Source organism: Pseudarthrobacter sp. S9 (assembly GCF_050156545.1).
Lineage (GTDB): Bacteria > Actinomycetota > Actinomycetes > Actinomycetales > Micrococcaceae > Arthrobacter.
In genome coordinates, this window is record NZ_CP189576.1 from 1,907,630 (window position 1) to 1,930,767 (window position 23,138).

The 23,138-nt window shown below is 63.5% G+C and carries 16 protein-coding genes and 1 pseudogene; 8 read left to right on the top strand and 9 right to left on the bottom strand.

The genetic code is table 11. The features are described 5' to 3' along the window. Positions 1-11 precede the first annotated feature (11 nt). The 8 genes from ACQCSY_RS09060 to dnaA form a co-directional block, all read right to left on the bottom strand. Positions 12-626, bottom strand: a complete 615-nt coding sequence (locus ACQCSY_RS09060; protein ID WP_427135008.1) for a DUF3566 domain-containing protein — start codon at positions 624-626, stop codon at positions 12-14. Then, positions 623-3,430, bottom strand: coding sequence for a DNA gyrase subunit A (gene gyrA, locus ACQCSY_RS09065; RefSeq protein WP_427135009.1), 2,808 nt, complete (start codon positions 3,428-3,430; stop codon positions 623-625). Before gyrA ends, ACQCSY_RS09060 begins: the two co-directional genes overlap by 4 nt. A gap of 62 nt (positions 3,431-3,492) precedes the next feature. After that, a complete protein-coding gene (gene gyrB / locus ACQCSY_RS09070; RefSeq protein WP_427135011.1) occupies positions 3,493-5,583 on the bottom strand; it encodes a DNA topoisomerase (ATP-hydrolyzing) subunit B in 2,091 nt (696 codons plus the stop codon). Positions 5,584-5,995: 412 nt separating this feature from the next. After that, positions 5,996-6,559, bottom strand: coding sequence for a DUF721 domain-containing protein (locus tag ACQCSY_RS09075; protein ID WP_427135013.1), 564 nt, complete (start codon positions 6,557-6,559; stop codon positions 5,996-5,998). After that, positions 6,556-7,782: a DNA replication/repair protein RecF gene (gene recF, locus ACQCSY_RS09080; RefSeq protein ID WP_427135014.1), complete on the bottom strand. Its 1,227-nt coding sequence runs from the start codon at positions 7,780-7,782 to the stop codon at positions 6,556-6,558. The genes ACQCSY_RS09075 and recF overlap by 4 nt, the downstream gene beginning before the upstream one ends. 26 nt (positions 7,783-7,808) lie before the next feature. Further along, complete coding sequence (gnd, locus tag ACQCSY_RS09085) at positions 7,809-8,693, bottom strand: phosphogluconate dehydrogenase (NAD(+)-dependent, decarboxylating) (protein WP_427135016.1); 885 nt, start codon at positions 8,691-8,693, stop codon at positions 7,809-7,811. A 128-nt stretch (positions 8,694-8,821) separates the two neighbouring features. Beyond that, entirely contained in the window at positions 8,822-9,946 is a 1,125-nt protein-coding gene (gene dnaN, locus ACQCSY_RS09090; RefSeq protein WP_427135018.1) for a DNA polymerase III subunit beta, read from the bottom strand. Between the two features lie 579 nt (positions 9,947-10,525). Then, the gene (gene dnaA, locus ACQCSY_RS09095; RefSeq protein ID WP_427135020.1) at positions 10,526-11,947 is read right to left on the bottom strand and encodes a chromosomal replication initiator protein DnaA; all 1,422 of its coding nucleotides are present in this window, start codon (positions 11,945-11,947) and stop codon (positions 10,526-10,528) included. A 463-nt stretch (positions 11,948-12,410) separates the two neighbouring features. Between dnaA and rpmH the strand changes: the two genes are divergently transcribed. From rpmH to ACQCSY_RS09135, 8 genes are all read left to right on the top strand, one after another. Further along, positions 12,411-12,548, top strand: coding sequence for a 50S ribosomal protein L34 (rpmH, locus tag ACQCSY_RS09100; protein ID WP_003800212.1), 138 nt, complete (start codon positions 12,411-12,413; stop codon positions 12,546-12,548). A gap of 41 nt (positions 12,549-12,589) precedes the next feature. After that, positions 12,590-13,000, top strand: coding sequence for a ribonuclease P protein component (gene rnpA / locus ACQCSY_RS09105; protein WP_354238907.1), 411 nt, complete (start codon positions 12,590-12,592; stop codon positions 12,998-13,000). Continuing rightward, positions 12,993-13,400, top strand: coding sequence for a membrane protein insertion efficiency factor YidD (gene yidD / locus ACQCSY_RS09110; RefSeq protein WP_427135022.1), 408 nt, complete (start codon positions 12,993-12,995; stop codon positions 13,398-13,400). Before rnpA ends, yidD begins: the two co-directional genes overlap by 8 nt. A gap of 16 nt (positions 13,401-13,416) precedes the next feature. Then, complete coding sequence (gene yidC, locus ACQCSY_RS09115) at positions 13,417-14,394, top strand: membrane protein insertase YidC (RefSeq protein ID WP_427135024.1); 978 nt, start codon at positions 13,417-13,419, stop codon at positions 14,392-14,394. Further along, complete coding sequence (locus ACQCSY_RS09120) at positions 14,394-15,008, top strand: protein jag (protein WP_427135026.1); 615 nt, start codon at positions 14,394-14,396, stop codon at positions 15,006-15,008. The genes yidC and ACQCSY_RS09120 overlap by 1 nt, the downstream gene beginning before the upstream one ends. A gap of 17 nt (positions 15,009-15,025) precedes the next feature. Beyond that, a complete protein-coding gene (gene rsmG, locus ACQCSY_RS09125) occupies positions 15,026-15,676 on the top strand; it encodes a 16S rRNA (guanine(527)-N(7))-methyltransferase RsmG (RefSeq protein WP_427135028.1) in 651 nt (216 codons plus the stop codon). An 86-nt stretch (positions 15,677-15,762) separates the two neighbouring features. Further along, positions 15,763-16,830, top strand: coding sequence for a ParA family protein (locus ACQCSY_RS09130; protein WP_427135030.1), 1,068 nt, complete (start codon positions 15,763-15,765; stop codon positions 16,828-16,830). Between the two features lie 68 nt (positions 16,831-16,898). After that, positions 16,899-18,134, top strand: a complete 1,236-nt coding sequence (locus ACQCSY_RS09135; RefSeq protein ID WP_427135032.1) for a ParB/RepB/Spo0J family partition protein — start codon at positions 16,899-16,901, stop codon at positions 18,132-18,134. Between the two features lie 2,011 nt (positions 18,135-20,145). On the opposite strand, the pseudogene ACQCSY_RS09140 reads toward ACQCSY_RS09135, so the two are convergent. Next, positions 20,146-20,969: pseudogene (locus tag ACQCSY_RS09140) on the bottom strand (transposase); the annotation flags it as partial. Positions 20,970-23,138 lie beyond the last annotated feature (2,169 nt).

Genomic DNA, 23,138 nt, shown 5'->3' on the forward strand with positions numbered 1-23,138 from the left:
AAAGTACGGCTTTAGTCGTCCGTGAGGGTGACGCCGATGCCGCCCACCAGCGTCGCGGCGATGTTGTACAGCACCGCCGAGAGCATGGACAGGGCCGTCAGCAGCACGACGTTGATCACGGCGATAATGGTGGCGAACGATGCCACCTGCCCCAGCGAGGCCACCTTCTTCAGTTCGAAGCCGCCGCCTTCGGAGCCGGCAAGGGTCCCGAGCAGGCTGTCCACCTGGTCAAAGATCCCCGTCAGGTCCAGTACGGTCCAGAGCACGATCGCCGCCACGACGGTCACAATGCCCAGGGCGACGGAGAGCAGGAAGGCCATCTTCAGCACGGACCACGGCTCCACCTTGCTGACCAGGAGACGGGCGCGGCGGACCTTGGCCTTGGGCGCAGGCTTGATCAGGCTGGCCGTGTTCTGCCCCCCGGCGTTCTGCCCGCCGGCCTGGCCGGGGCGCTGCCCCGGCGTCGCGGGCCGCGGGCCCTGCACAGGGCGCTGTCCGGGGGCCGGCGGCCGCTGTGCTGAACCGGCGGCTCCGCCAGGCACGCCGGGCCGCTGCTGCGGACGCGACGGCGCGCTCACGCGGGGGACGCCGCTGCTTGGCTTGGGATATGAGTCGGAATTACTCACTCGTTACCTCCGGTGTTGTCTTCGTCCAGCTCGGCATTGCCCGATGACTCATCTGACTCCGGGGCCGGTACTGATTCTGCCTGTGTTGATTGTGCCGCTGATTGTGCCGTTGATTCTGCGACTGCGGACCCATCGTGTGATCCGGCATCTCCAGCCAACGTTACGTCATCCGGCGCCGATGCCCGACTTCCGGATTCAGTGCCGGCTGCGTTGTCGGTGCCATTTTCCGCGCCGTCAACGGTCTCGGCGTCGTCGCCGTCGTCCGCCGTTTCATCGCTTTCCAGGCCGCGTTCGCTGTTGCGCGCGACCGCGATGATGCGGTCATTTTTGTCCGGCTTGGCAAAGATCACCCCCATGGTGTCGCGGCCCTTCGCGGGCACGCCGGTGACCGAGGAACGGACCACCTTGCCGCCTTCCATGACCACCAGGACCTCATCCTCCTCGTGGACAATCAGGGCACCGACCAGATGCCCGCGCTCCTCCTGGTACTTGCCGACCTTGATGCCGAGGCCGCCACGGCCTTGGAGCCGGTATTCCTCCACGGCGGTCCGCTTCGCGAAGCCGCCCTCGGTGACGATGAAGACAAACGAACCGTCCTTGACGACGTCGGCCGCGAGCAGTTCGTCATCCTCGCGGAACTTCATGCCCGTGACACCGGAGGTGGCCCGGCCCATGGGGCGCAGGGCTTCATCCGTGGCGGTGAAACGGATGGACTGCCCCTTTCGGGACACCAGCATGAGGTCGTCGGTTTCCGAGACCAGCTGAGCGGAGACGAGCTCGTCGCCGTCACGCAGGTTGATCGCGATGACGCCCGCGGAGCGGTTGGTGTCGTAGTCCTCCAGCCGCGTCTTCTTGACCAGGCCGCGCTTGGTGGCCAGCACCAGGTAGGGCGAGTGCTGGTAGTCCCGCAGGTCCAGCACCTGGGCGATGTGCTCATCGGGCTGGAAGGCGAGCAGGTTGGCCACGTGCTGGCCCTTGGCGTCACGTCCCGCTTCCGCGAGCTCGTAGGCCTTGGCCCGGTAGACGCGTCCCAGGTTCGTGAAGAACAGCAGCCAGTGGTGCGTCGTTGTAACGAAGAAGTGCTCGACGACGTCGTCGCCGCGCAGCTGCGCGCCCTTGATGCCCTTGCCGCCGCGCTGTTGCGAGCGGTAGTTGTCACTACGGGTGCGCTTGACGTAGCCGCCGCGGGTGATCGTGACCACCATTTCCTCTTCGGGGATCAGGTCTTCCATCGACATGTCCCCGTCAAAGCCCATCAGGACCTTGGTGCGGCGGTCGTCCCCGTGCTTGGCCACGATCTCGGCCAGCTCGGTGCTGATGATCTCGCGCTGCCGTTCCTCGGAGGCCAGGATCGAGTTGTACTCGGCGATCAGGGCTTCCAATTCGGCGTGCCGGTCCTGGATCTTCTGGCGTTCCAGGGCCGCGAGCCGGCGCAGCTGCATGTCCAGGATCGCCCGGGACTGGAGCTCGTCAATATCCAGGAGCTGCATCAGGCCGTCGCGGGCGGCTTCGGTAGTGTTGGACGCGCGGATGAGGGCGATGACCTCGTCGAGCATGTCCAGCGCCTTGAGCAGGGCACGCAGGATGTGTGCCTCTTCCTCGGCCTTGCGCAAGCGGTAGCGCGTCCGACGGGCAATGACGTCCATCTGATGGGTAACCCAGTGGCGGATGAACGCGTCGAGGCTCAGCGTGCGCGGTACGCCGTCAACGATCGCCAGCATGTTGGCCGCGAAGTTGTCCTGCAGCTGGGTGTGCTTGTACAGGTTGTTCAGCACCACCTTCGCCACGGCGTCGCGCTTGAGCACGATCACCAGGCGCTGGCCGGTGCGGCCGGAGGTTTCGTCGCGGAGGTCGGCGATCCCCGAGATCTTGCCGTCCTTGACGAGCTCGGCGATCTTGATCGCCAGGTTGTCGGGGTTGGCCTGGTACGGCAGCTCGGTGACCACGAGACACGTGCGGCCCTGGAGTTCCTCGACGTTGACGACGGCACGCATGGTGATGGAGCCGCGGCCCGTGCGGTAGGCGTCCTCGATGCCCTTGTGGCCCAGGATAGTGGCGCCGGTCGGGAAGTCGGGGCCCTTGATGCGCAGGATCAGCTCTTCGAGCAGCTCCTCCCGGCTGGCGCCCGGGTTGACCAGGTACCACTGCACACCGTCGGCAACTTCGCGGAGGTTATGCGGCGGGATGTTGGTGGCCATGCCGACGGCGATGCCCGAGGAGCCGTTGACCAGCAGGTTGGGGAACCGCGCCGGCAGGATCGTCGGTTCCTGGTTCTTGCCGTCGTAGTTGTCCTGGAAATCGACGGTTTCCTCATCGATGTCCCGGACCATTTCCATCGCCAGCGGCGCCATCTTGGTTTCGGTGTACCGCGGTGCGGCCGCGCCGTCGTTCCCAGGTGAGCCGAAGTTGCCCTGGCCGAGGGCCAGCGGGTAGCGCATGGTCCAGTCCTGGATCAGCCGGACCAGCGCATCGTAGATGGCGGTGTCGCCGTGCGGATGGTACTGGCCCATGACCTCGCCGACCACGCGGGCGCACTTATTGAAGGAGCGGTCCGGGCGGTAGCCGCCGTCGAACATCGCATACAGGACACGGCGGTGGACGGGCTTGAGGCCGTCGCGGACGTCCGGCAGGGCGCGTCCGACGATCACGGCCATGGCGTAGTCGAGGTAGGAGCGCTGCATTTCCGTCTGCAGGTCCACCTGTTCGACGCGGTCGGTCAGCACGGCCTCGTCCAAAACGGTGCCTTCAAGAACGGGCTCGGCACCGGCGGAGCCGGCCGGAACCTCGGGTGTTTCGTCACTCATAGTCTATATTTTCCGTTTCAGGTATATATCAGTCCGGGAATATTTGAGGCTGCGGTGAGCCGCTAGATATCGAGGAACCGAACGTCCTTGGCGTTCTGCTGAATGAAATTCCGGCGGGATTCGACGTCCTCGCCCATCAGTACGGAGAAGGTCTGGTCGGCGGCGAGAGCGTCATCCATGGTGACCTGCAGCAGCGTGCGGTGCTCCGGATCCATCGTGGTGTCCCAAAGTTCGGTGTAATCCATCTCACCGAGACCCTTGTAGCGCTGGATGCCGTTGTCCTTGGGGATGCGCCGGCCGGCGGCCTGGCCGGAGAGGAGCCGGGCGTCGCGTTCGCGGTCGCTGTACACGTAGTCGTGCGGGGCGTTGGACCACTTGATGCGGTACAGCGGCGGCTGGGCGAGGTACACGTAACCGTTTTCGATCAGCGGACGCATGTAGCGGAACAGCAGGGTCATCAGCAGGGTGGTGATGTGCTGGCCGTCGACGTCGGCATCGGCCATCAGCACGATCTTGTGGTACCGCAGCTTGCTCAGGTCGAAGTCCTCGCCGATGCCCGTGCCGAAGGCCGTGATCATGGACTGGACTTCATTGTTGCCCAGGGCCTTGTCCAGCCGGGCCCGCTCCACGTTCAGGATCTTGCCGCGCAGCGGCAGGATGGCCTGGGTTTCCGGGTTCCGGCCGCGCTTGGCGGAGCCGCCGGCGGAGTCACCCTCCACGATGTACACCTCGCACTTGGCCGGGTCCTTCGAGGAGCAGTCGGAAAGCTTGCCGGGCATGCCGAAGGATTCCAGCGGGCTCTTGCGGCGGGCATTGTCGCGGGCCTTGCGGGCGGCCATCCGGGCCTGGGCCGCGGAAATGGCCTTGCGGATCACGTCCCGGGCCGGGCCGGGGTTGCGTTCCAGCCAGTCGCCGAGACCGTCGGTGACCACGCGCTGGACAAAGCCTTTGACCTCGGAGTTGCCGAGCTTGGTCTTGGTCTGGCCCTCGAACTGCGGCTCGGCAAGCTTTACCGAGATGACAGCCGTCAGGCCTTCACGGATGTCGTCACCGGTGAGGTTGTCGTCCTTTTCCTTGATGATGCTCTTCTCCCGCGCGTAGCGGTTGATGAGCGAGGTCATCGCGGCTCGGAAACCCTCTTCGTGGGTGCCGCCCTCATGGGTGTTGATGGTGTTGGCGTAGGTGTGGACGCTCTCGGAGTACGCGTTGGTCCACTGCATCGCCATCTCCAGGGCGATGTGCCGTTCCTTGTCTTCGGTTTCGAAGGCGATGACGTCCTCGTGGACCACATCGACCTTCTTGCCGGAGTTCAGGTGCTTCACGTAGTCCAGCAGGCCGTCGTCGTACTGGTAGACCACGGTGTGGAACTCCGCGGGTACTTCGCCTTCGGTCGGAACGGTGTCCAGATCCAGGTCGCCGTCTTCGGACGGTTCCTCCGGGGCGCGGCGCTCATCGGTCAGTGTGATGCGCAGGCCCTTGTTCAGGAAGGCCATCTGCTGGAAACGGGCACGCAGCGTCTCGAATTCGAACTCAGTGCTCTCGAAGATGCTGGCATCCGGGTAGAACGTCTGGGTGGTCCCGGTCTCCGTGGCTTCCTCGCCCTTGACCAGACCGCCCTGGGGCTTGCCGCCGTCGGCGAAGGACATCCGCCAGACATGTCCCTGACGGCGGACCTCGGTATCGACCCGGCTGGAAAGCGCATTGACTACCGAAATGCCGACGCCGTGCAGGCCGCCGGACACGGCGTAGCCGCCGCCGCCGAATTTGCCGCCGGCGTGCAGGATGGTCATGACGACTTCCACCGTGGGCTTGTGCTCGGTCGGATGCATGTCCACCGGGATGCCGCGGCCGTCGTCGACCACCTTGACGCCGCCGTCGGCCTGCAGAACGATTTCGATGTGGGTGCAGTAGCCGGCCAGGGCCTCGTCAACCGAGTTGTCCACCACTTCATAGACCAGGTGGTGCAGGCCGCGCGGACCGGTGGATCCGATGTACATACCCGGACGTTTCCGGACAGCCTCCAGGCCCTCGAGGACCGTGATGTCGCTGGCGCCATACCCGTGCGGCGTCACGGCCTCCGGCGAAGCATCAACCGTCAGGGCTTCCTCCGCTACTGCTTCCACTGCCGGGATATCTGCATTGTCGTTAGCCACAGGCGCTTTCGACTCCTCTACGTTCGTTGAAGGCCGGCCGTTGCCTCTTCCGGGGGAAGGGCTTCTGCCAACAGGAGCGTCACTGATGGCCCCGGCTGGTCCGCTGACTCGAGGAACCGTCTGCCGCACGCTGGTATTGCGTCGGAAACGGACTCAGTCAACGTTTCACCGGCGCCCAGTTATCAACCACGATTCTACCGTGTTAGAGAGCGTAAACCCGCATTCCAGGGCCCCAAACGGCCGGGAAAGTGCCGCTGAGAGGCCGTTGGCTCCCCCTGCAAGGCTTTGGGGGTCCCGCCCTAGGGTGCAATACGGCTCCCGGGCGTTCGAGCGCCCTACACGCCGTTTCCGCATTTTTCAAGAGTTTTGCAAGGAGCGCAAGAGACCCGGCAGACCGCCGGCGCCGTGGGGACTATCCGTAGGTGTCGCGGGGGCCCCGGCCGTTGACCGTCCGGAGGCCCTTGCGCCAGCTCGGAGCCGCGGGTCCGAGCACCTGGATGCGGGTCACGACGCCGTCGCCGAGTTCGGTGCGGAACTTCTCCAGCAGGCTGATGCTCAGCAGGCGCAGCTGTGTGGCCCAGGCCGTGGAATCACAGCGCACATGCAGGGTGGTGTCGGTGAAACTCTCCGGGGTGCAGTGGGCGGAGATTTCCGGTCCCACCAGGGTGGCCCACTGTGCCATCACGGAACCGACGGCCACGGGAGAGCTCCAGCCGCGCTCGGCGACGAGGCGTCCCACGACCTTGCCCAGTCCGAGCGGGTCCCGGCCGGTGCCGTGGAACTGCCCGAAACCCCTGGTCCCTCCGGCGCTGCGACCGGGCTTCTGCGGCTTCGCACCGGGGCGCGGCGGGGCTTTCCGCCGGATTTCGCCGCGGGCCGCGGCGGCGTCGCGCATCCTGTTCAGCGCCGCCTGGGCAGCATCGATGTCATCGGGGTCGCGGCCAGGCTGCAGGCCGCCGTCGGTATCCTTATTCATCGATATTCCGGCTCATCGATTCCTCCCGGGATGACCTTCACCCGCCGTCCGGCCAGTTCCGCCGGGATATCGTCCTCGACGGCGGCAGTCACCAGCACCTGCTCGGCACCGGATACTATTGCCGCCAGTTTACGCCGCCGCTGGACGTCCAGCTCAGCGAAAACATCATCCAGGATCAGGATCGGAGCGGAACCGCCGGTGCGGGCATCGTCCAGCATGACGTAGTACGAGGCCAGGCGCAGGGACAGGCACATGGACCACGTTTCCCCATGGGAGGCATAACCCTTGGCGGGCGCCATCCCCAGCACCAGTTCAAGCTCGTCGCGGTGCGGCCCCACCAAGGAGATCCCGCGTTCGAGTTCCTTGCGGCGTGAGGCCGCGAAGGCCTGAACATAGCGGGCCGTGAGCTCGTCGATGGAGAGCAGACGGAGATCCTCCGACGACGCGGCCGTTTCTCCTGCGGTCGTCCCGCCGTCCGCCGCGAAAGCAGGCTGCGGCGTGGCGCCGTCGTCGTCCATCACATCCTGCAGCGTGGAGCGGTAGACGGCGCCGGCTTCCTTGGAACCGTCGGTGAGCTGCGCATAGGCGTTTTTCAGGTGCGGCCGTAGCCGTTCCACCAGCTCCAGCCGCGCGTGCAGCAGCTCCGCCCCGGCCCGGGCCATGTGCTGGTCCCAGACATCCAGCGTCGCCTCGTGGCCGGAGGTGAATTTGCCGGCCCGGGCTGATTTGAGCAGCGCATTGCGCTGCTTCAGGACGCGGTCATAGTCGCTCCGGGTGGCGGCGTGCCGCGGAATGAGGCTGACCAGGAGCTCGTCAAGGAACCGGCGGCGGTTGGACGGATCCCCCTTGACCAATGCCAGGTCTTCCGGCGCAAAGAGCACGGTCTGGCAGATGCCGAGGATGTCGCGTGCCCTGACCGGGTTGCTCCGGTTGATGCGCGCGCGGTTGGGCCGGCCGGCGTTGATTTCCAGCTCGAGCACCGTGGACTGCCCGCCGCGGACCAGCCTGGCCCGGATCATTGCCCGGTCCGTGCCGAACCGCAAGAGCGGCGCATCCGTGCTGACCCGGTGCGAGCTCAGCGTGGCAAGGTAGCCGATCGCTTCCATCAGGTTCGTCTTACCGATGCCGTTGGATCCGACCAGGACGGTGACGCCGGGTTCCAGACTCAGCTCCACCTGGTCGTAACTGCGGAAATCTGTCAGCGAAAGCTGTTCTAGGTACACGCCGGGGTCAGGACTTCAGGGCAGGACTATTTTGCCGGGCGGGTCGCATGGCCGCCGAACTGGTGGCGCAGCGCGGAAACCATCTTCATGGCCGGCGAATTGTCCTCGCGGGAGGAGAAGCGGGCAAACAGCGCCGCCGTGATCGCCGGTGCGGGCACCGCGTTGGCGATCGCTTCCTCGACGGTCCACCGGCCTTCGCCGGAATCTTCGACGTAGTCGTCAATGGATTCCAGGCCGGGGTCTTCGTCGAGTGCCTTGACCATGAGGTCCAGCAGCCAGGAACGCACAACGGTGCCCTTCTGCCAGGCCCGGAATGTTCCAGGAAGATCGGTGACGATGTCTTTCGCGGCCAGGAGTTCATAGCCTTCGGCATACGCCTGCATCAGCCCGTATTCGATCCCGTTGTGGACCATTTTGGCGTAGTGCCCGGCACCGATGCCGCCCACATGGACGAAGCTGTCGGCGCGGTCGCCGTCGGGACGGAGGGCATCGAAGACGGGAAGGGCCCGTTCGATGTCCGCGGCGTCCCCGCCTGCCATCAGGCCGTAGCCGTTCTGGAGCCCCCAGACACCGCCGGAAACGCCGCAGTCGGCGAAGCGGATTCCCTTTTCGGCCAGCGCGGCACCGTGTTTCTGGTCCTCAGTGAACCGGGAGTTGCCGCCATCGATCACGAGGTCTCCGGCGTCGAGCTTGCTGCCGAGTTCCGTGATGACGGCGTCGGTGATGTCGCCGGAAGGAACCATGACCCAGATGAGTCGCGGCGCCGGGACGGCGGCAATGAGTTCGTCCACACTGGCCACATCCGTGACATCCGGATTGCGGTCAAAGCCGGTGACCTCGATTCCACCCTTGCGCATGCGTTCGCGCATGTTGAAACCCATTTTTCCAAGACCGATCAATCCGATGTGCACGGTATGAACTCTTTTCTGCGCTGGCAGTCTGCGCTGGCGGGTGTGGGTGGGTTCTAGAGCGGCGACAGCTCGCCGACCGGGTCGCAGTTGTTGTCGTTATGAGGGCTAATAGCGACACCAGGTGCCAGCTAGTTGGGCAGCCGGACCGGCATGACCAGGTAACGGTAGTCGCCCTGGTCTTCGCCCTCGGCGTCATGCTGGGCCGTGATCATGGCGGGCTTGGGGGCCGATGTGAAGGAGAAGCGCACGAATTTGGTTTCGATGACGGTCAAGCCTTCGACCAGGTAGTGCGGGTTGAAGGCGACCGTGATGTCGTCGCCGGTCAGCTGGGCCTCGAGCTCCTCCGAGGCCTGGGCATCTTCGCCGGTGCCGGCATCCAGGTGCAGCTGACCCTGGGTGAAGGCGAGCCGGACGGGGGTGTTGCGTTCGGCCACAAGCGACACACGGCGCACTGCTTCGACCAGTTCCTGGGTCTGGACGGTGGCGTGGATCGGAGTCGAGTCCGGGAAGAGCGATCGGATCTTGGGGTAGTCCCCGTCGACCAGGAGCGAAGTGGTGGTGCGGCCGCCGCTCTCAAAACCGATGAGCCGGCTGTCGTCGTCGGCAAGGGCGAGGTTGATGTCGCCGCTGGGGCCGAGGGTCTTCGCCACTTCGTTGAGGGTCTTGGCCTTGACCAGGGCGCTCGTGGAAATTCCCGGGGTGACGGGCTTCCAGGGGAGTTCGCGCATGGCCAGTCGGTAGCGGTCCGTTGCCAGCAGGGTGATGAGATCGTCCTCGATCTCCATCCGGACGCCGGTGAGGATCGGCAGGGTGTCGTCCTTGCTGGCCGCGATGATCACCTGGGACACGGCCTGGGCGAAGGAATCGCCCGCAACGGTGCCGCTGATCGGGGGCAGGGCCGGCAAGGGCGGGTATTCGGCTTCCGGCATCGTGGCCAGGTGGAAGCTGCTTCGGCGGCAGGTGAGCGTGACCTTGTTGCCGTCCGTTTCGACGTCGACGGGTGCGGAGGGCAGGCTGCGGCAGATGTCTGCGAGCAGGCGGCCCGAAACCAGGATGGTGCCTTCGGTGGTGATGTCAGCGGCGATTTCGAGCCTCGCGGAGGTCTCGTAGTCGAAGCTCGAGAGGCTGACGGTACCGGCCTCGGCCTTGAGGAGCAGGCCTGAAAGTACGGGTACTGGCGGCCGCGGAGACAACGACCGGGCGGTCCATGTCACGGCTTCTGCCAGGACGTCCCGTTCGACTCTGAACTTCACGGAAGGGTGCCGCCTTTCATTGCTGCTGTCATCGCTAAATACTCGTCGAACTGCTGCGGACTTCGGCAGGGCTGCCGAACACCGTCAACAAGGGAAGTGCCCGCCCTCCCCGGGTTCCATGGACCAGCTGGGACCTACAAAAGATGTCCGGGACGGAGGCACTGCAGACAGCTTAGCCCCAAGATGTGCGTTTCTCCCATCCCTGGGTTACATCTGTGTTGTTCGACGCCCCGGTCCCCGGCGCCGGTCCGGAACGGGCCTGGGCGCTGTTTGGGCGGTGGATCGAAACTGTTGTTTGAGGGAATTTCATTTTCTTGGGATTAGTAGTGTTAATAACTGCTGTGGAAACTGTGGATAACTCGGTTTCGCGGTGTGATTCCGGGGTTAAGCCCTGTTCATGGATTGTGGGCTGGGCAGGTTTTAAACAGGCTGTGGATGGGGATAACATTTTTGGCCGATTCGCCGATCCACAGATGCCTTAAGGGTTTTAAGCCCATTAAGCGCGGTTGTCCCCTTAACTATCCACAGGGTTGTCCACAGGTGCCTGTTAATAAGGTAGGGAGTACACGGCGGAGCGGCTCACGAATTGCGTTGCTGCTGCTTGATCCGGTTGGTCAGCTCGGTCACCTGGTTGTAGATGACCCGGCGCTCGGCCATCAGTTCGCGGATCTTGCGGTCCGCGTGGATCACCGTGGTGTGGTCGCGGCCGCCCAGCTCCTGCCCGATTTTGGGAAGGGACATGTCCGTGAGCTCCCGGCACAGGTACATCGCGATCTGACGGGCGGTCACCAGGGTCCTCGTCCGTGACTTGCTGCAGAGCTCTTCCATGCTGAGCTTGAAGTAGTCGGCGGTTTGGGTCAGGATCTGCCCGGACGTGATTTCCTGGGCGCCGTCGTCGGTGATGAGGTCCTTGAGCACCATCTCGGCCAGGGCCACATCCACTGGCTGCCGGTTCAGGCTCGCGAAGGCGGTGACGCGGATGAGTGCGCCTTCAAGTTCGCGGATGTTGCTGGAGATCTTGGATGCGATGTATTCCAGCGCGTCGTCCGGTGCGGAGAGACCCTCGCTGAGGGCCTTCTTCCTCAGGATCGCGATCCGGGTTTCCAGTTCGGGCGGCTGGATGTCGGTCAGCAGGCCCCACTCGAAGCGTGACTTCATCCGGTCTTCGAAACCGGCGAGCAGCTTCGGCGGCTGGTCGGACGTGATGACAACCTGCTTGTTGTTGTTGTGCAGGGCGTTGAACGTGTGGAAGAACTCCTCCAGCGTCCGGTCCTTGCCGGCCAGGAACTGGATGTCATCGATCAGCAGGACGTCGACGTTGCGGTACGTGGTCTTGAAGCTGGTGCCTTCATCGTCACGGATCGAGTTGATGAAGTCGTTGGTGAATTCCTCGGAGTTCACGTACCGGACCCGGATTCCGCTGTAGAGCCTGCGGGCGTAGTGGCCGATCGCGTGCAGCAGGTGCGTCTTGCCCAGTCCGGAGTCACCGTAGATGAACAGCGGGTTGTAGGCCTTCGCCGGAGCCTCGGCCACGGCCACGGCGGCTGCGTGGGCGAAGCGGTTGGAGGATCCGATCACGAAGGTGTCGAACACGTACTTCGGGTTGAGGCGGCCGAACTCATGCGAGGTGCTCGGCAGCATCGGCTGCGGCTTCAGCTCCACGGTCGGGTCGGCGGCAAGGGAAAGTTCGACGGCGGGTTCCGGCTCGGTGTGGAGCGGCACCAGATCGGTGTCGACGTCGATGGCACAGCGGATTTCGTCGGAGAATACATTCCGGAGCGCGTCGTCGAGGGCTTCCTTGACCTGGGTCTGCAGGACCTCGCGGGTGAGTTCGTTCGGCACGGCCACCAGGAGGGTGGAACCGATGAGACCCTGGGCCTGGGCCAGGATGACGAAGCCGCGCTGCCGGGGTGAGACACGGTGGTCGTTCTCCAGAAGGCTCACTACCCGCCGCCAGGAACTTCCGACAGTGTTGGCTTGGTTGGCTTCGTCTACTGTCATCAATCAGTTCCTCAAACTTGCTTGCCTGCATTACCTGCAGCGGCACGACCCGGACCAGCGCACTGGCCCGGCTTAATCCACAGGGTTATGCACAGTCCGTGGATAATGGGCTACTGAGCCACTGTAGGGGATGAAAACGCTAGAAGATAGCTGGGTTCAGTCCTGTGGATAATTACACCGTTGTGGTTCTCAAACAGGGCCTGTGACCCGGTTCATCCACAGGTTGGGAGGGGAGTTAGCCACAGCTGGGGAAAGTCTGCGCAGCGTCCCCCGGTTTGACTCTGGAGGCGAATTTGGCCTAACGTTGTGAAGTCCTTTGTGTCCGCTTTTGGCCCTCAGTTGAATCTCTCCCCGACGCCCCGCGTCTTGCGAGTCGAGGGTGGCGGCACATATAAAACTTAGCGTCGGCCAGTTCTTCCCCCTGATCGGGTGGGCGCACCTTTGATCCACTGGAGTAACTAACGTGAGCAAGCGGACTTTTCAGCCGAATAACCGCCGTCGAGCCAAGAAGCACGGCTTCCGCCTTCGTATGCGTACCCGTGCCGGCCGTGCCATCCTGGCAGCCCGTCGTGGCAAGGGCCGCACCGAACTGTCGGCCTAAATAACGGACTCGTCGGTCCACATCCCTGTGCGAGTTTAACGGTGCTAGCCACCCGGAACCGTCTGAGGACATCAACCGATTTTTCAACAACTGTACGTTCCGGTGTCCGCAATGGACGCCGGAACGTAGTGTTATATACGGCAGCTCTCGCTGCCGATGAACCAAGCCGGATCGGATTCATCGTTTCCAAGAGTGTCGGGAACGCTGTTGTCAGGAACCTCGTTAAGAGGAGACTGAGAGAAGCTGGCGCATTGTCGTTGCAGAAATACGGCAGCGGGTTTGCCATCGTGGTCCGGGCCCTGCCCGCCGCGGCGGCTGCCAGCTGGGACCAACTGCTCTCCGACTATGACGCCGCTTTGGAGACAACAATGAAACGGCTGGGCAACCGCCTTCCACAGGCTGCTTCATCAGTTTCTTACGAGACAACACAGGAAGGGACCCCGCGTGCGTAACTCAACTGCCGCCGTCGTCCCTGATCCGAAGCATGCTCCGAAGTCTGCTCTGAGTCGCCTGGGCGCTGCGGTCTGGAACCTGCCCCGCAATATCCTCATCGTGCTGCTGATCGCCTACCGCAAAGTGGTCTCGCCGCTGTACGGCCAGGTCTGCCGCTTCTTCCCCAGCTGTTCGGCCTACGCTCTCGAGGCGATCACCGTCCACGGTGCGGTCAAGGGAAGCTGGCTTGCTGCCAGGCGCCTCGGGCGCTGCCATCCATGGAACGCCGGTGGTGTGGACCACGTCCCCGCCGGCCACCGGGAATGGCCTGAAAACCAGACCCCCACAATTGTTGTGCTGAACAATCCGGACAAGTACCTGGCTGCTCAGGCTGATGGAGAAGGCCGCCTTGCGGCCTAACGAATAGGGATATCGTATGGACATCTTTGGAACAATCATGGCCCCGTTCAAGTGGCTGGTTTCAGTCATCATGGTCGGGTTCCATGACGGACTCAGCGTCATCGGCCTGCCGGCCGCGAACGGCTGGACCTGGACACTCTCCATCATCGGGCTGGTGCTGGTCATCCGCGCCGCCCTGATTCCCGTCTTCGTCAAGCAGATCAAGGCCCAGCGGGGCATGCAGCTCCTGCAGCCTGACCTGAAGAAGATGCAGGACAAGTACAAGGGCAAGTCCGACCAGCTGTCCCGCCAGGCCATGGCGCAGGAACAGATGGCCCTGTACAAGAAGCACGGCACCAACCCGTTCTCGGCGTGCCTGCCGATGCTGATCCAGATGCCCTTCTTCTTCGCACTGTTCCAGGTCCTCTCCGGTATCAGCACCGCCAAGGCGGGCGGCCAGGGCATCGGTGCCATGAGCGTCGAGCAGGTCAGGCAGTTCGATGAATCGAGCATCTTCGGCGCTCCCCTGTCGGCGTCGCTGCTTCACGGCAGCACCGCAGGCGGCGAGGTTGCTGTGTGGATCCTGTCGATCGTGATGATCCTCGCCATGACGGCGTCGCAGTTCATCACGCAGAAGCAGATCATGGCCAAGAACATGTCGGAAGAGGCCATGGCCAGCCCGTTCATGAAGCAGCAGAAGATGATGCTCTACATCCTGCCGCTCGTGTTCGGTGTGGGTGGCATCAACTTCCCCATCGGTGTCCTGATCTACTGGACCACCACTAACCTCTGGACCATGGGACAGCAGTTCTTCGTGATCCGCCGCATGCCGACGCCGGGATCCCCCGCAGCCAAGGCCCTGGCCGAACGCCGGGCCGCCCGGGGCCTGCCTGCCCTTCCCCTGATGGGCGCGAAGAAAGCCGACGCCGAGGCAGCCGAAGCTGCTGCCGCCGCGGCCGTAGATGCCAAGAGCCAGCGCGTCCAGCCACAACGTAAAAACAGGAAGAGGAAGTAATGTCCGCCGAGAGCACTGAACACGCTATTTCCGCCGAGTTCGACGAAGACCGTGAGGATGCTCAGGTCGCAGTCCAGGGCGCAGGCCAGGACTCGGACCAGGACTCTGCCGAGGACTCGGAGGACAGCCCGGCAAAAGGTGTTTCCGCAAGCCGGTTGGAGGAAGAAGGGGACGTCGCCGCGGACTACCTCGAGGAACTGCTGGACATAGCCGACATTGATGGCGACATTGACATCGAGGTCCGTAACGGGCGCACCTACATCTCCATCGTTGCCGAGGAAGAATCGGCCGGTCTCGAGAACCTCGTGGGCCGCGACGGAGAAGTCCTGGAAGCCCTGCAGGAACTGACGCGCTTGTCAGTCCTGTCCGCGACGGAGAACCGTTCCCGCCTGGTACTGGATATCAACGGTTACCGCGCGGAGCGGGCCGGCGACCTGCAGAAGATCGCAGAAGACGCCGTCGCCTCCGTCAAGGAGTCCGGCAAGGCGGTGGCTCTGGCACCGATGAGCGCCTACGAGCGGAAGATCGTGCACGACGCCGTCGCCGAGCTGGGGCTCGTCAGCGAGTCCGAGGGCGAAGGTGCCGACCGGCACATCGTTGTTTCCGCAGACTGAATCCGCTGATTAGTTTGATGGTTGAAATTACTGCTGCCGAACTGCAGGCAGCACAGTCGATCTTCGGTGACCGCTTGGATCTTGCCAGGCGCTACGTCGAGCATCTGGCCACCTCCGGCACCGAACGGGGACTGATCGGTCCGCGCGAAGTGCCGCGGCTATGGAGCAGACATGTGCTGAACTGTGCGGTCATTGAGAGCCAGATTGCCAAGGGCAGCCACGTTGCCGACGTCGGAAGCGGTGCCGGCCTGCCCGGCCTCTGCCTTGCGATTGCCCGGCCGGATCTGGAACTGACCCTGATTGAGCCGCTGGAACGCCGCGTCATTTGGCTCCAGGAAGTCGTGGACGACCTGGGCCTGGACAATGTCACGATCATGCGCACCCGCGCGGAACTGGCCGTGGGGATGGTGGACGCCGACGTCGTCACGGCGCGCGCCGTATCGGCGCTGTCCAATCTTGCCGGCCTGACCATTCCGCTGCTTGCCGGCAAAGGTGAAGTCGTGGCCATCAAGGGCCGCAGCGCCGGCGAGGAAATAGAGAAGGCGGCGAAGGTCATCCGGAAGCTGGGTGGCATTGAGACGTCCGTTGTCCTGGTGGGTGAGGAACTGCTGGAAGAACCCACTACCGTTGTCCGAATCGTAGTGAATAAGCCTCAAAAGATTGCCTAGCACCGGGCCCGGTGCCCTCGGAGTCTAAGGGGAAGAGGTTAGTCTAGTAACGGCAGTAGAAGCCGAATGAGAGTGAGTGTGTCACAGTGACCAGTAGCGAAGCCTCCACACAACGGATCCCCCCGTTTGTGTCCCTGGGGTCCGCACGGGCGTTTACCGTGCCCGCAGTCGCTCATGATTATTCCGGAAATCACACGGCATCAGTTGCAAAGAGCATGGGGATGGCGGGTGTTTCACGTGAAACGTCGATTGCACGCTCCGGGAATGTCTTGGACTCCATCGACGATTCCAGCCCCATCGCCCGGGAGCTGGCGCACGAGAACAGGCGCCGCGAGCGTCTGTTGGGCCGCGACCTGCCCAAGCCGGAGAAGACTCGGATCTTCACCGTGTCGAACCAGAAGGGTGGTGTCGGCAAGACCACGACGACGGTCAACATTGCCGCCGCCCTGGCTGCCGCCGGCCTAAACGTCCTGGTCATTGATATCGATCCCCAGGGCAATGCCTCGACGGCGCTGGGGATCGAACACCACGCCGATGTGGACAGCATCTACGACGTCCTGATCAACGATCTCCCACTAAAGGATGTCGTGGCCCCGTGCCCCGATATCGCCAATCTGATCTGCGCCCCGGCCACCATCCACCTCGCCGGCGCGGAAATCGAGCTGGTCAGCCTCGTTGCGCGGGAACAGCGTCTGCGACGGGCTATCGATGTGTATTCCAAGGAGCGCGCCAAGAACGGTGAGGAGCGCCTGGACTATATCTTCATTGACTGCCCTCCAAGCCTGGGCCTGCTGACCGTCAACGCTTTCTGCGCGGCGAACGAAGTACTGATCCCTATCCAGTGCGAGTACTACGCACTGGAGGGCTTGAGCCAGCTCCTGAAGAACATCGAGATGATCCAGAAGCATCTGAATGCGGATCTGGTTGTTTCCACGATTCTGCTGACCATGTACGACGGCCGCACGAACCTCGCTGCCCAAGTGGCGGCGGAGGTCCGCGAGCATTTCCCGGAGCAGGTACTGGGCGCCGTGGTTCCGCGCTCAGTGCGCATTTCCGAAGCGCCCAGCTACCAGCAGACCGTCATGACGTATGATCCTTCTTCCAGCGGTGCCCTGTCCTATCTGGAAGCCGCAGCGGAAATCGCTGAACGTTAGAATCTTTTCAAGAATTGCACTAGCCAGAGCCAGGTGATGCCCGGCTCTTCCACTGGAGGGATTTATCCATGAGCGATAAGCGACGCGGCCTCGGCCGTGGACTTGGCGCACTCATTCCAAGTTCCGCCTCGGCTAATGCCTCCGGAAACGGCTCGGTGCCGTCTCGGCCCGTGGATCTATTCTTTCCCGAAGCGCGGAAGAAGACTTCCGACGCCGACCCTCCCGAGACTCTTGTGGACGTACCCGAGCAGGATGCTGCAGTGTCGCAGACGTCTACTGCCAAGGCTGCCACTGGTGATTCTTCAGACGCAGCTGTTTCTTCCGCAGATGCGGATGCCGCTCGTGCTGCCAAGAAGTCGGCGGCCCCGAAGTCTTCCTCGCTGAAATCTGCTGCTCCGAAATTTGCGGCACCGGCAGCTGACGAGCCGGAGACGCCGGATCCTGTGCGCGAGTCCGCACCAGGCTCGGACGTGGAACTCGTCGAAGTCCCTGGTGTCTGGTTCGCCGAAATACCCGTCACGGACATTCATCCCAACCGCAAGCAGCCGCGTTCCGTCTTCGATGAGGACGACATGGCGGAGCTGGTCCACTCGGTGAGGGAAATTGGTGTGCTCCAGCCAATTGTGGTCCGTACTTCAACCGAAAAGGGTGGGGAACCCTACGAGCTCGTCATGGGCGAACGCCGCTGGCGTGCAGTGCAGGCCGCCGGTCTGGAAACCATCCCCGCAATTGTCCGTGACACCACGGATGATGATCTCCTGCGCGATGCCTTGCTCGAGAACCTGCACCGCAGCCAGCTGAACCCTCTTGAGGAGGCTGCCGCCTACCAGCAGTTACTGGAGGACTTCGGGACTACCCACGAGCAGTTGGCTGACCGCATCGGACGCTCGCGGCCCCAGGTGTCCAACACTCTCCGGCTGCTGAAGCTACCTCCGCTGGTGCAGCGCCGCGTGGCCGCAAGCGTCATTTCTGCCGGTCACGCTCGTGCACTGCTGGCCCTGCCCGACGCCGCGGCAATGGAGCGGCTGGCTCAGAAAATTGTTGCTGAGGGCATGTCCGTACGTGCCACCGAAGAAGCCGTGACCCTGTACCAAAGCCCCGCCTCGCCGGCTAAGAATAATATTCCCCGGCCGGGGGCGCGGCATGAGCGTCTCGACTACCTGGCGTCGTCGCTGTCTGATCGCCTGGATACGAACGTGAAGATCTCGCTGGGTGCTCGTAAGGGGCGGGTCAGCATTGAATTCGCCAGCGTTGAAGATCTGAACCGCATCATGGATGTCCTGACACCCGGAGCTTCCAGCTAGATCGGCGTTCAAACCGTACTTCCCACTGAGGGCCTGTTTCACGTGAAACAGGCCCTCCGTGCATCTGGCGAGCCGCCTGGTTCTGCGACGGGGCCCTGGTGGTCCACGGACGAAGGCCGCTCCCGGCTCGCCGCGTCCGACCGTGCAGTCGATGATGTGTCATGCGCGTCTAATTCCAGCCAAGCTGTCTCTCCTAAGCGGTGTTGGCGGCATGATGCGCCGCGGATTTTCGGGGTTGAGGCTACTCAGTGGTTGACAGTCTCTCCAAGAGCTGCCGGGACTCGCCCAGCAAGACGTGGGAGCGCCATTGAACTTCCACGTTTCGCGCCCGCTCGCCCTCACAGCTGTAGCGTGTCTCGGGCAACGGGATGCCGCAGGCATCTCGTTGGCCGAAGTGTTCCTGCCTATCTTCAACTCCTGCGCCATCCCTGCAGGAAAATATGTTAGCGAACACCGATGCGCCGACGAACCAATGGCAGTTGGCAACGAGCGCGGTTTTAGCGTTTCACGTGGAACACCGTGCCGGTCGGTCGCGTAGTTGCTGTGCTCTTTGAGGTGCTGCGGGACGAAATCCGCCTCACCAACGAGGGCTGCCACCCGCAATTGAATGATGGGAGCCGACAATTAGACGTGGTCATCTGGTTCAGTTAGTCGGCACCGACTCGGGCAGCAGGCAGATTTCCGAGATTTTCTCGCACCAAGTAGCGGAATCAAGCGGTGCCTCTGGACGATCCGGTGGCACTCGGTCCTAAGCACCAGACCGGCCGGTGCATATTTTCCTCTCCTCCGGAGCTGGCAGCGTGGTGTTTCACGTGAAACAGAGAATCGGGTTTCGCGGAGCGCAGCTTGGAAGGATCACTCTTCCGGGGACTCGTACCGGCTCCCATGGGCTGCGAGTGTGTCGTCCAATGATCCTGCTTGTCCGGGGATGTCACGGGTTCTGGGATCAGTCCAGGCGACCAGCAAGTCTCTGCCACTCCGCCAGAAGTAAGCCGCCGGGACGAATTCGCACGCTGACAGGCAGCGCCGGTGGGCCGGGAAGTGACTGGTCCGACGCCGGGGACGTCCATCAGCCCCGGCGCCAGGGCGTCCACGATTTCGGCCAACGACGTCCGGTTGCGCTCCAGTTCGCCGGTGCGGTGAACGATGGCCAGTGCGAGGCGCCGCGCTTCGGCTCGGGCGACCTTGGCGGCGCGGTCGTCCCGGGTCCGTCCACGGCAGGAGCGGACGGCGTGGATCTGGGTGTCCGTCAGCGCTTTGCGGGCGTCTGCGGGGTGGGCGCACGTCGCAGACAGCGGTGCGGGCGCCCCGAAGTGCACCGGTCAGCCCGGCACTGTACGAGCCTGCTCCTTCGACGGAGACCAGGACCTGTCCGCCGCCGGCACGCCCGTACATCCAGGTGATGGTCCGGCTGATGCCCGGCGGGCTGGCCGGAAACGTCGCCGTGCCGGCAATCTGTCCGGTCACCGACGCCACGATTGCGTAGGTGTGGGTCTTGGCATGCGTGTCCACCCCGACAACATGGGCATATTCTTCGGCCACGATGGTCATTTCCCTCTTTTCCTTCCCGGTGGGTCCCGTGCAGGCGCCGGTCCGGAAGGGTCACGCCGAGACAAATCTCTAACGAGTCACGGCTTGCCGGTTGCGGAAGGTCGGACAGCTTTCTATCAAGCCATCGGAGTGGGCCGGACTGGTGCCACTCACGCCTGCGGACGAGTCAGTCTCAAGGCACTGCCGCATGCCAGGTCAGATATTCGCTGAGTCAGGCACCGCCGGAGTGGAAGCCAGTCTGCCAGCCGGCCCCGGGCCAGCCACCACCCATTAGAGATATTCGCGGGTTGGCCACCGCAGGACGAAGTGTTCGGCTGGAGGTGCCGTTGGTCTAGCAATGTCGGGCGTGGCCGTTGCTGGCTGACCATGGGGGGATCGCGGGTTTACTCAACGCACTGCAAGGAACCGCTCCGCCCGGATATCCCCGGCAGACCGCGCCGGGGATATCCGGGCACGGAATCTAGGAGGTCATTGGACGGGTCTGAGTCGTGCCGGCGGCCAGGGACCAGCACCAGCCCGCGAGTTCCCGGGCGTTGGCGACGTTCGCGATCACGGCACGTTTGCGGCGTTCGAGGTCGCTGGTCCAGCGGCTGTGCAGCCGCCGGTTTCCGGCATGGCCCCGGGTCCTGGCCTCCGGGCTGGCCACCTCCCACCGGGCGCGCATTAGTCTCGACGGCTGGTCATGGGGTCTGCGGCAGTGCCAGGCGGCCTCGACGAGCAGCCGGCGGGCGTGGGTGTTGCCGCTTTTCGTGATCGGGCCCAGCGACCGGGACGCCCCCGAGGACTGCTCGGTCGGCACGAGAGCCAGATACGCGCCGATCGTGGAGCCGGTGCACCGGTCCCAGTCACCGATCTCCACGGCGAGACCGAACACGGCCAGGGTCGAGATCCCGCGCAGGCACTCCAGCGAGCGGACGACCGGGGTGTATTCGCTCTGATAGGCCATCGCCGTGATGGCCTCGTCGAGGCGGTCACGGCAGTCCGGGATCTCATGCATCGCCTCCAGGGAGGAGGCGTGGGTCAGCTGCCGGGCCGGGGCATCGAACTTCTGCCGGCCCAGCCAGAGTTCATGGGTGCCGGTCCAGGCCTTCCCGCCGGAATACACGATCCCCTGGCGCAGCAGGAGCTTGGAGATCCGGTGGCGGGAACGCATGAGATCCCCGCGGGCGTCCTCCCGGGCCCGGACCAGATCCCGGGCGGCTTCCCGGTCCGCCGAAGGGATCCTGACCGGGGTGATCTCGCCGAGTTTGAGCACCGGGCCAAATGCAGCGCATCCTTCGCATCGGCCTATGTCAGTCGTAAGCGAAAATCAACAGGGACCTACGCCCAGCTGCCTGATGCCGACGGTCCGGGGCGCCATGGAGCCTGACTGGACAAGTTGCTGCGTCCCGGCCGCTGTGGAACGTGGCGGCGGTTGCAACGCGGATTTTGTAAGCCACATTGACCCTCCGCCCGGACCCTAGGAAGTGGATGAGGCATTCCCATTGGTCGAAGGGGGGTCGGTCAGTGTCCGCTCCCCCCGCTGTCCCTTCCTCGTCTGCCAGCGGACGACAAAGCGCCCCGTTCCCCAGGCCATCGCAGTAATTAAACGGTCGAATCAGTTCGTGGTCTCTATCTCACTGAGTGTGACCAAAGTAGACAGAGGGTCACGGGGTAGTCCGCGCAAACCACTCCGGTGGCCGACAGCAGCAAGTTCACTTTGAGGTGCGAATGGTCGCCGGTCGGGAGCGGTCTCTCGTCGTGCGCCTGCGGAAACAGGGCTCGGCGTACCGTGCACTGGGTGCTGGATACTGTTTGGCTGGTCCGTCCAGGGCCTGGAGATTTCACCGGGGAGGTCTCCCGATAGGGGTACTCCTCGTAGCCCTCATCGTGGGGCTCATGCTGGGCATGCCTGCTCGCTGCTGCCGCCTTCCGGATCGCTACAGGCCATGGCCCGTCGAGACGCAACTGGAGGTACGGACTCGGAGCGCGCATTGCATGCTGCATGTGACTGTTGCCGGCCACTCCCAGGTCCCCCGGCTGTATTACGCTGCGTCGGAATCGTGTGGGCAGAACATAGAAACCCTGGGCAGGAGGACCAAGAACCATCGCTCCAGTTGTGGTCGAGGGGATCGCGCCCTGTTGTTCGCGCCTGAGCGCTATTGGCTCTGAGACCGGCAAGCCGCTGACAACACCGGGTAGCGGTTCTCAGGACTGCCTATGACTATCCGTCAACCGCCGGTTCCAGAGGGAAAAGGCGGTGGATATGCCGGTGGATATTGCTGTGGATAACTCTGTGGATTAGTGGAGACGATGCCCTGCTCACGCGTGTGGGCTGGGACTCCGCTCGTCGATGACTTGTGGCTGCCCAGTACCGGCCCACCTGCGGATGCTAGTCCGTTTCACGTGAAACATCGTAGGGGCCCTGAACGAGTGCTATGTGTCACGCTCGACTGTGCTTACTAAATCCCCGCCAGCTGGTTAATTTTTGGCCATCCGACGCTGGTTTCAGAGCGCCAGGTCTGTTCTGGCGGTGGACCGTGGTTGTGAGAACAGTCCGACGTGAAGCTAGCGACGTGTCTAGGGATAGAGGAGCAGTCCTCGAATCAGTAGGGCAATCTGCTCGGGGCAGACGAACTACGGTGTGAATAATATCTCAGGCCCTGTGGATAACTATGTGAATAAGTTCTGTGGAGAACTCTGTGTGGACTGTCAGTTGAGGAGGCACTTGTCTCGAGTCAAGGGGCATTGCCCTATCCTCGACTGGGCGGTCTGTTGATGTGTTGCCGGTCCCAAGGCGGCGAAATTTTTGGCCACAGTACACAGCGGCCCTAGTAGGGGCACCCCGGAAGGCAACACGCTGGGGCGTTGGGCCAGTCTGTCAGGGAGCGGCCGGTGGTCGGTTTGAGTGTCCTTGAAACAGGACAAGCGGTGTTCGCATCGTCAGGCCTAGCGTCCAGGCCACTAGCTTCGTCGGGTGTGCGGAGGACTATTCCATAAGGGCTCTACCTGGCTGACTCGAACCGGCAGGGCTGGCTCTCTGTGTCGGGGCGGAGGAATGTACTGGGATCCTCGCTTCCCCGCGCGTCTTCCCCTGATTGATGTCTTCGACGCAGGCCGAACAGCCGGGATGGACAGTTGTGCACGGTGTGCGGCGTTCGAAGACAGCAAGCAGTTCTCGGAGCCCCATACGCTTCCCGGCGCTTCGCGGCCGTTTCCTTGCGTCGTATCTGGGTTCTGGGTTCTGGACACTGAGGTGTCAATGATGGGCCGTTGACGCCGACGTCTCGGGACAGCTGATGTGGGGTGGTGACCAATTGCACCAGGGTTTGACTGGGTCGAAGGAGCGGCGACAAGGGTCCTTTGTGCATCTGAGCGCCGGCCGAGTGCCAGTGCCGGCTACGACTGGGGTGCCTCGGCCGCAGCCCCCCGCCGCTGCTGATTGATGCCATTAGACTCCCCGTGTCGAGACGG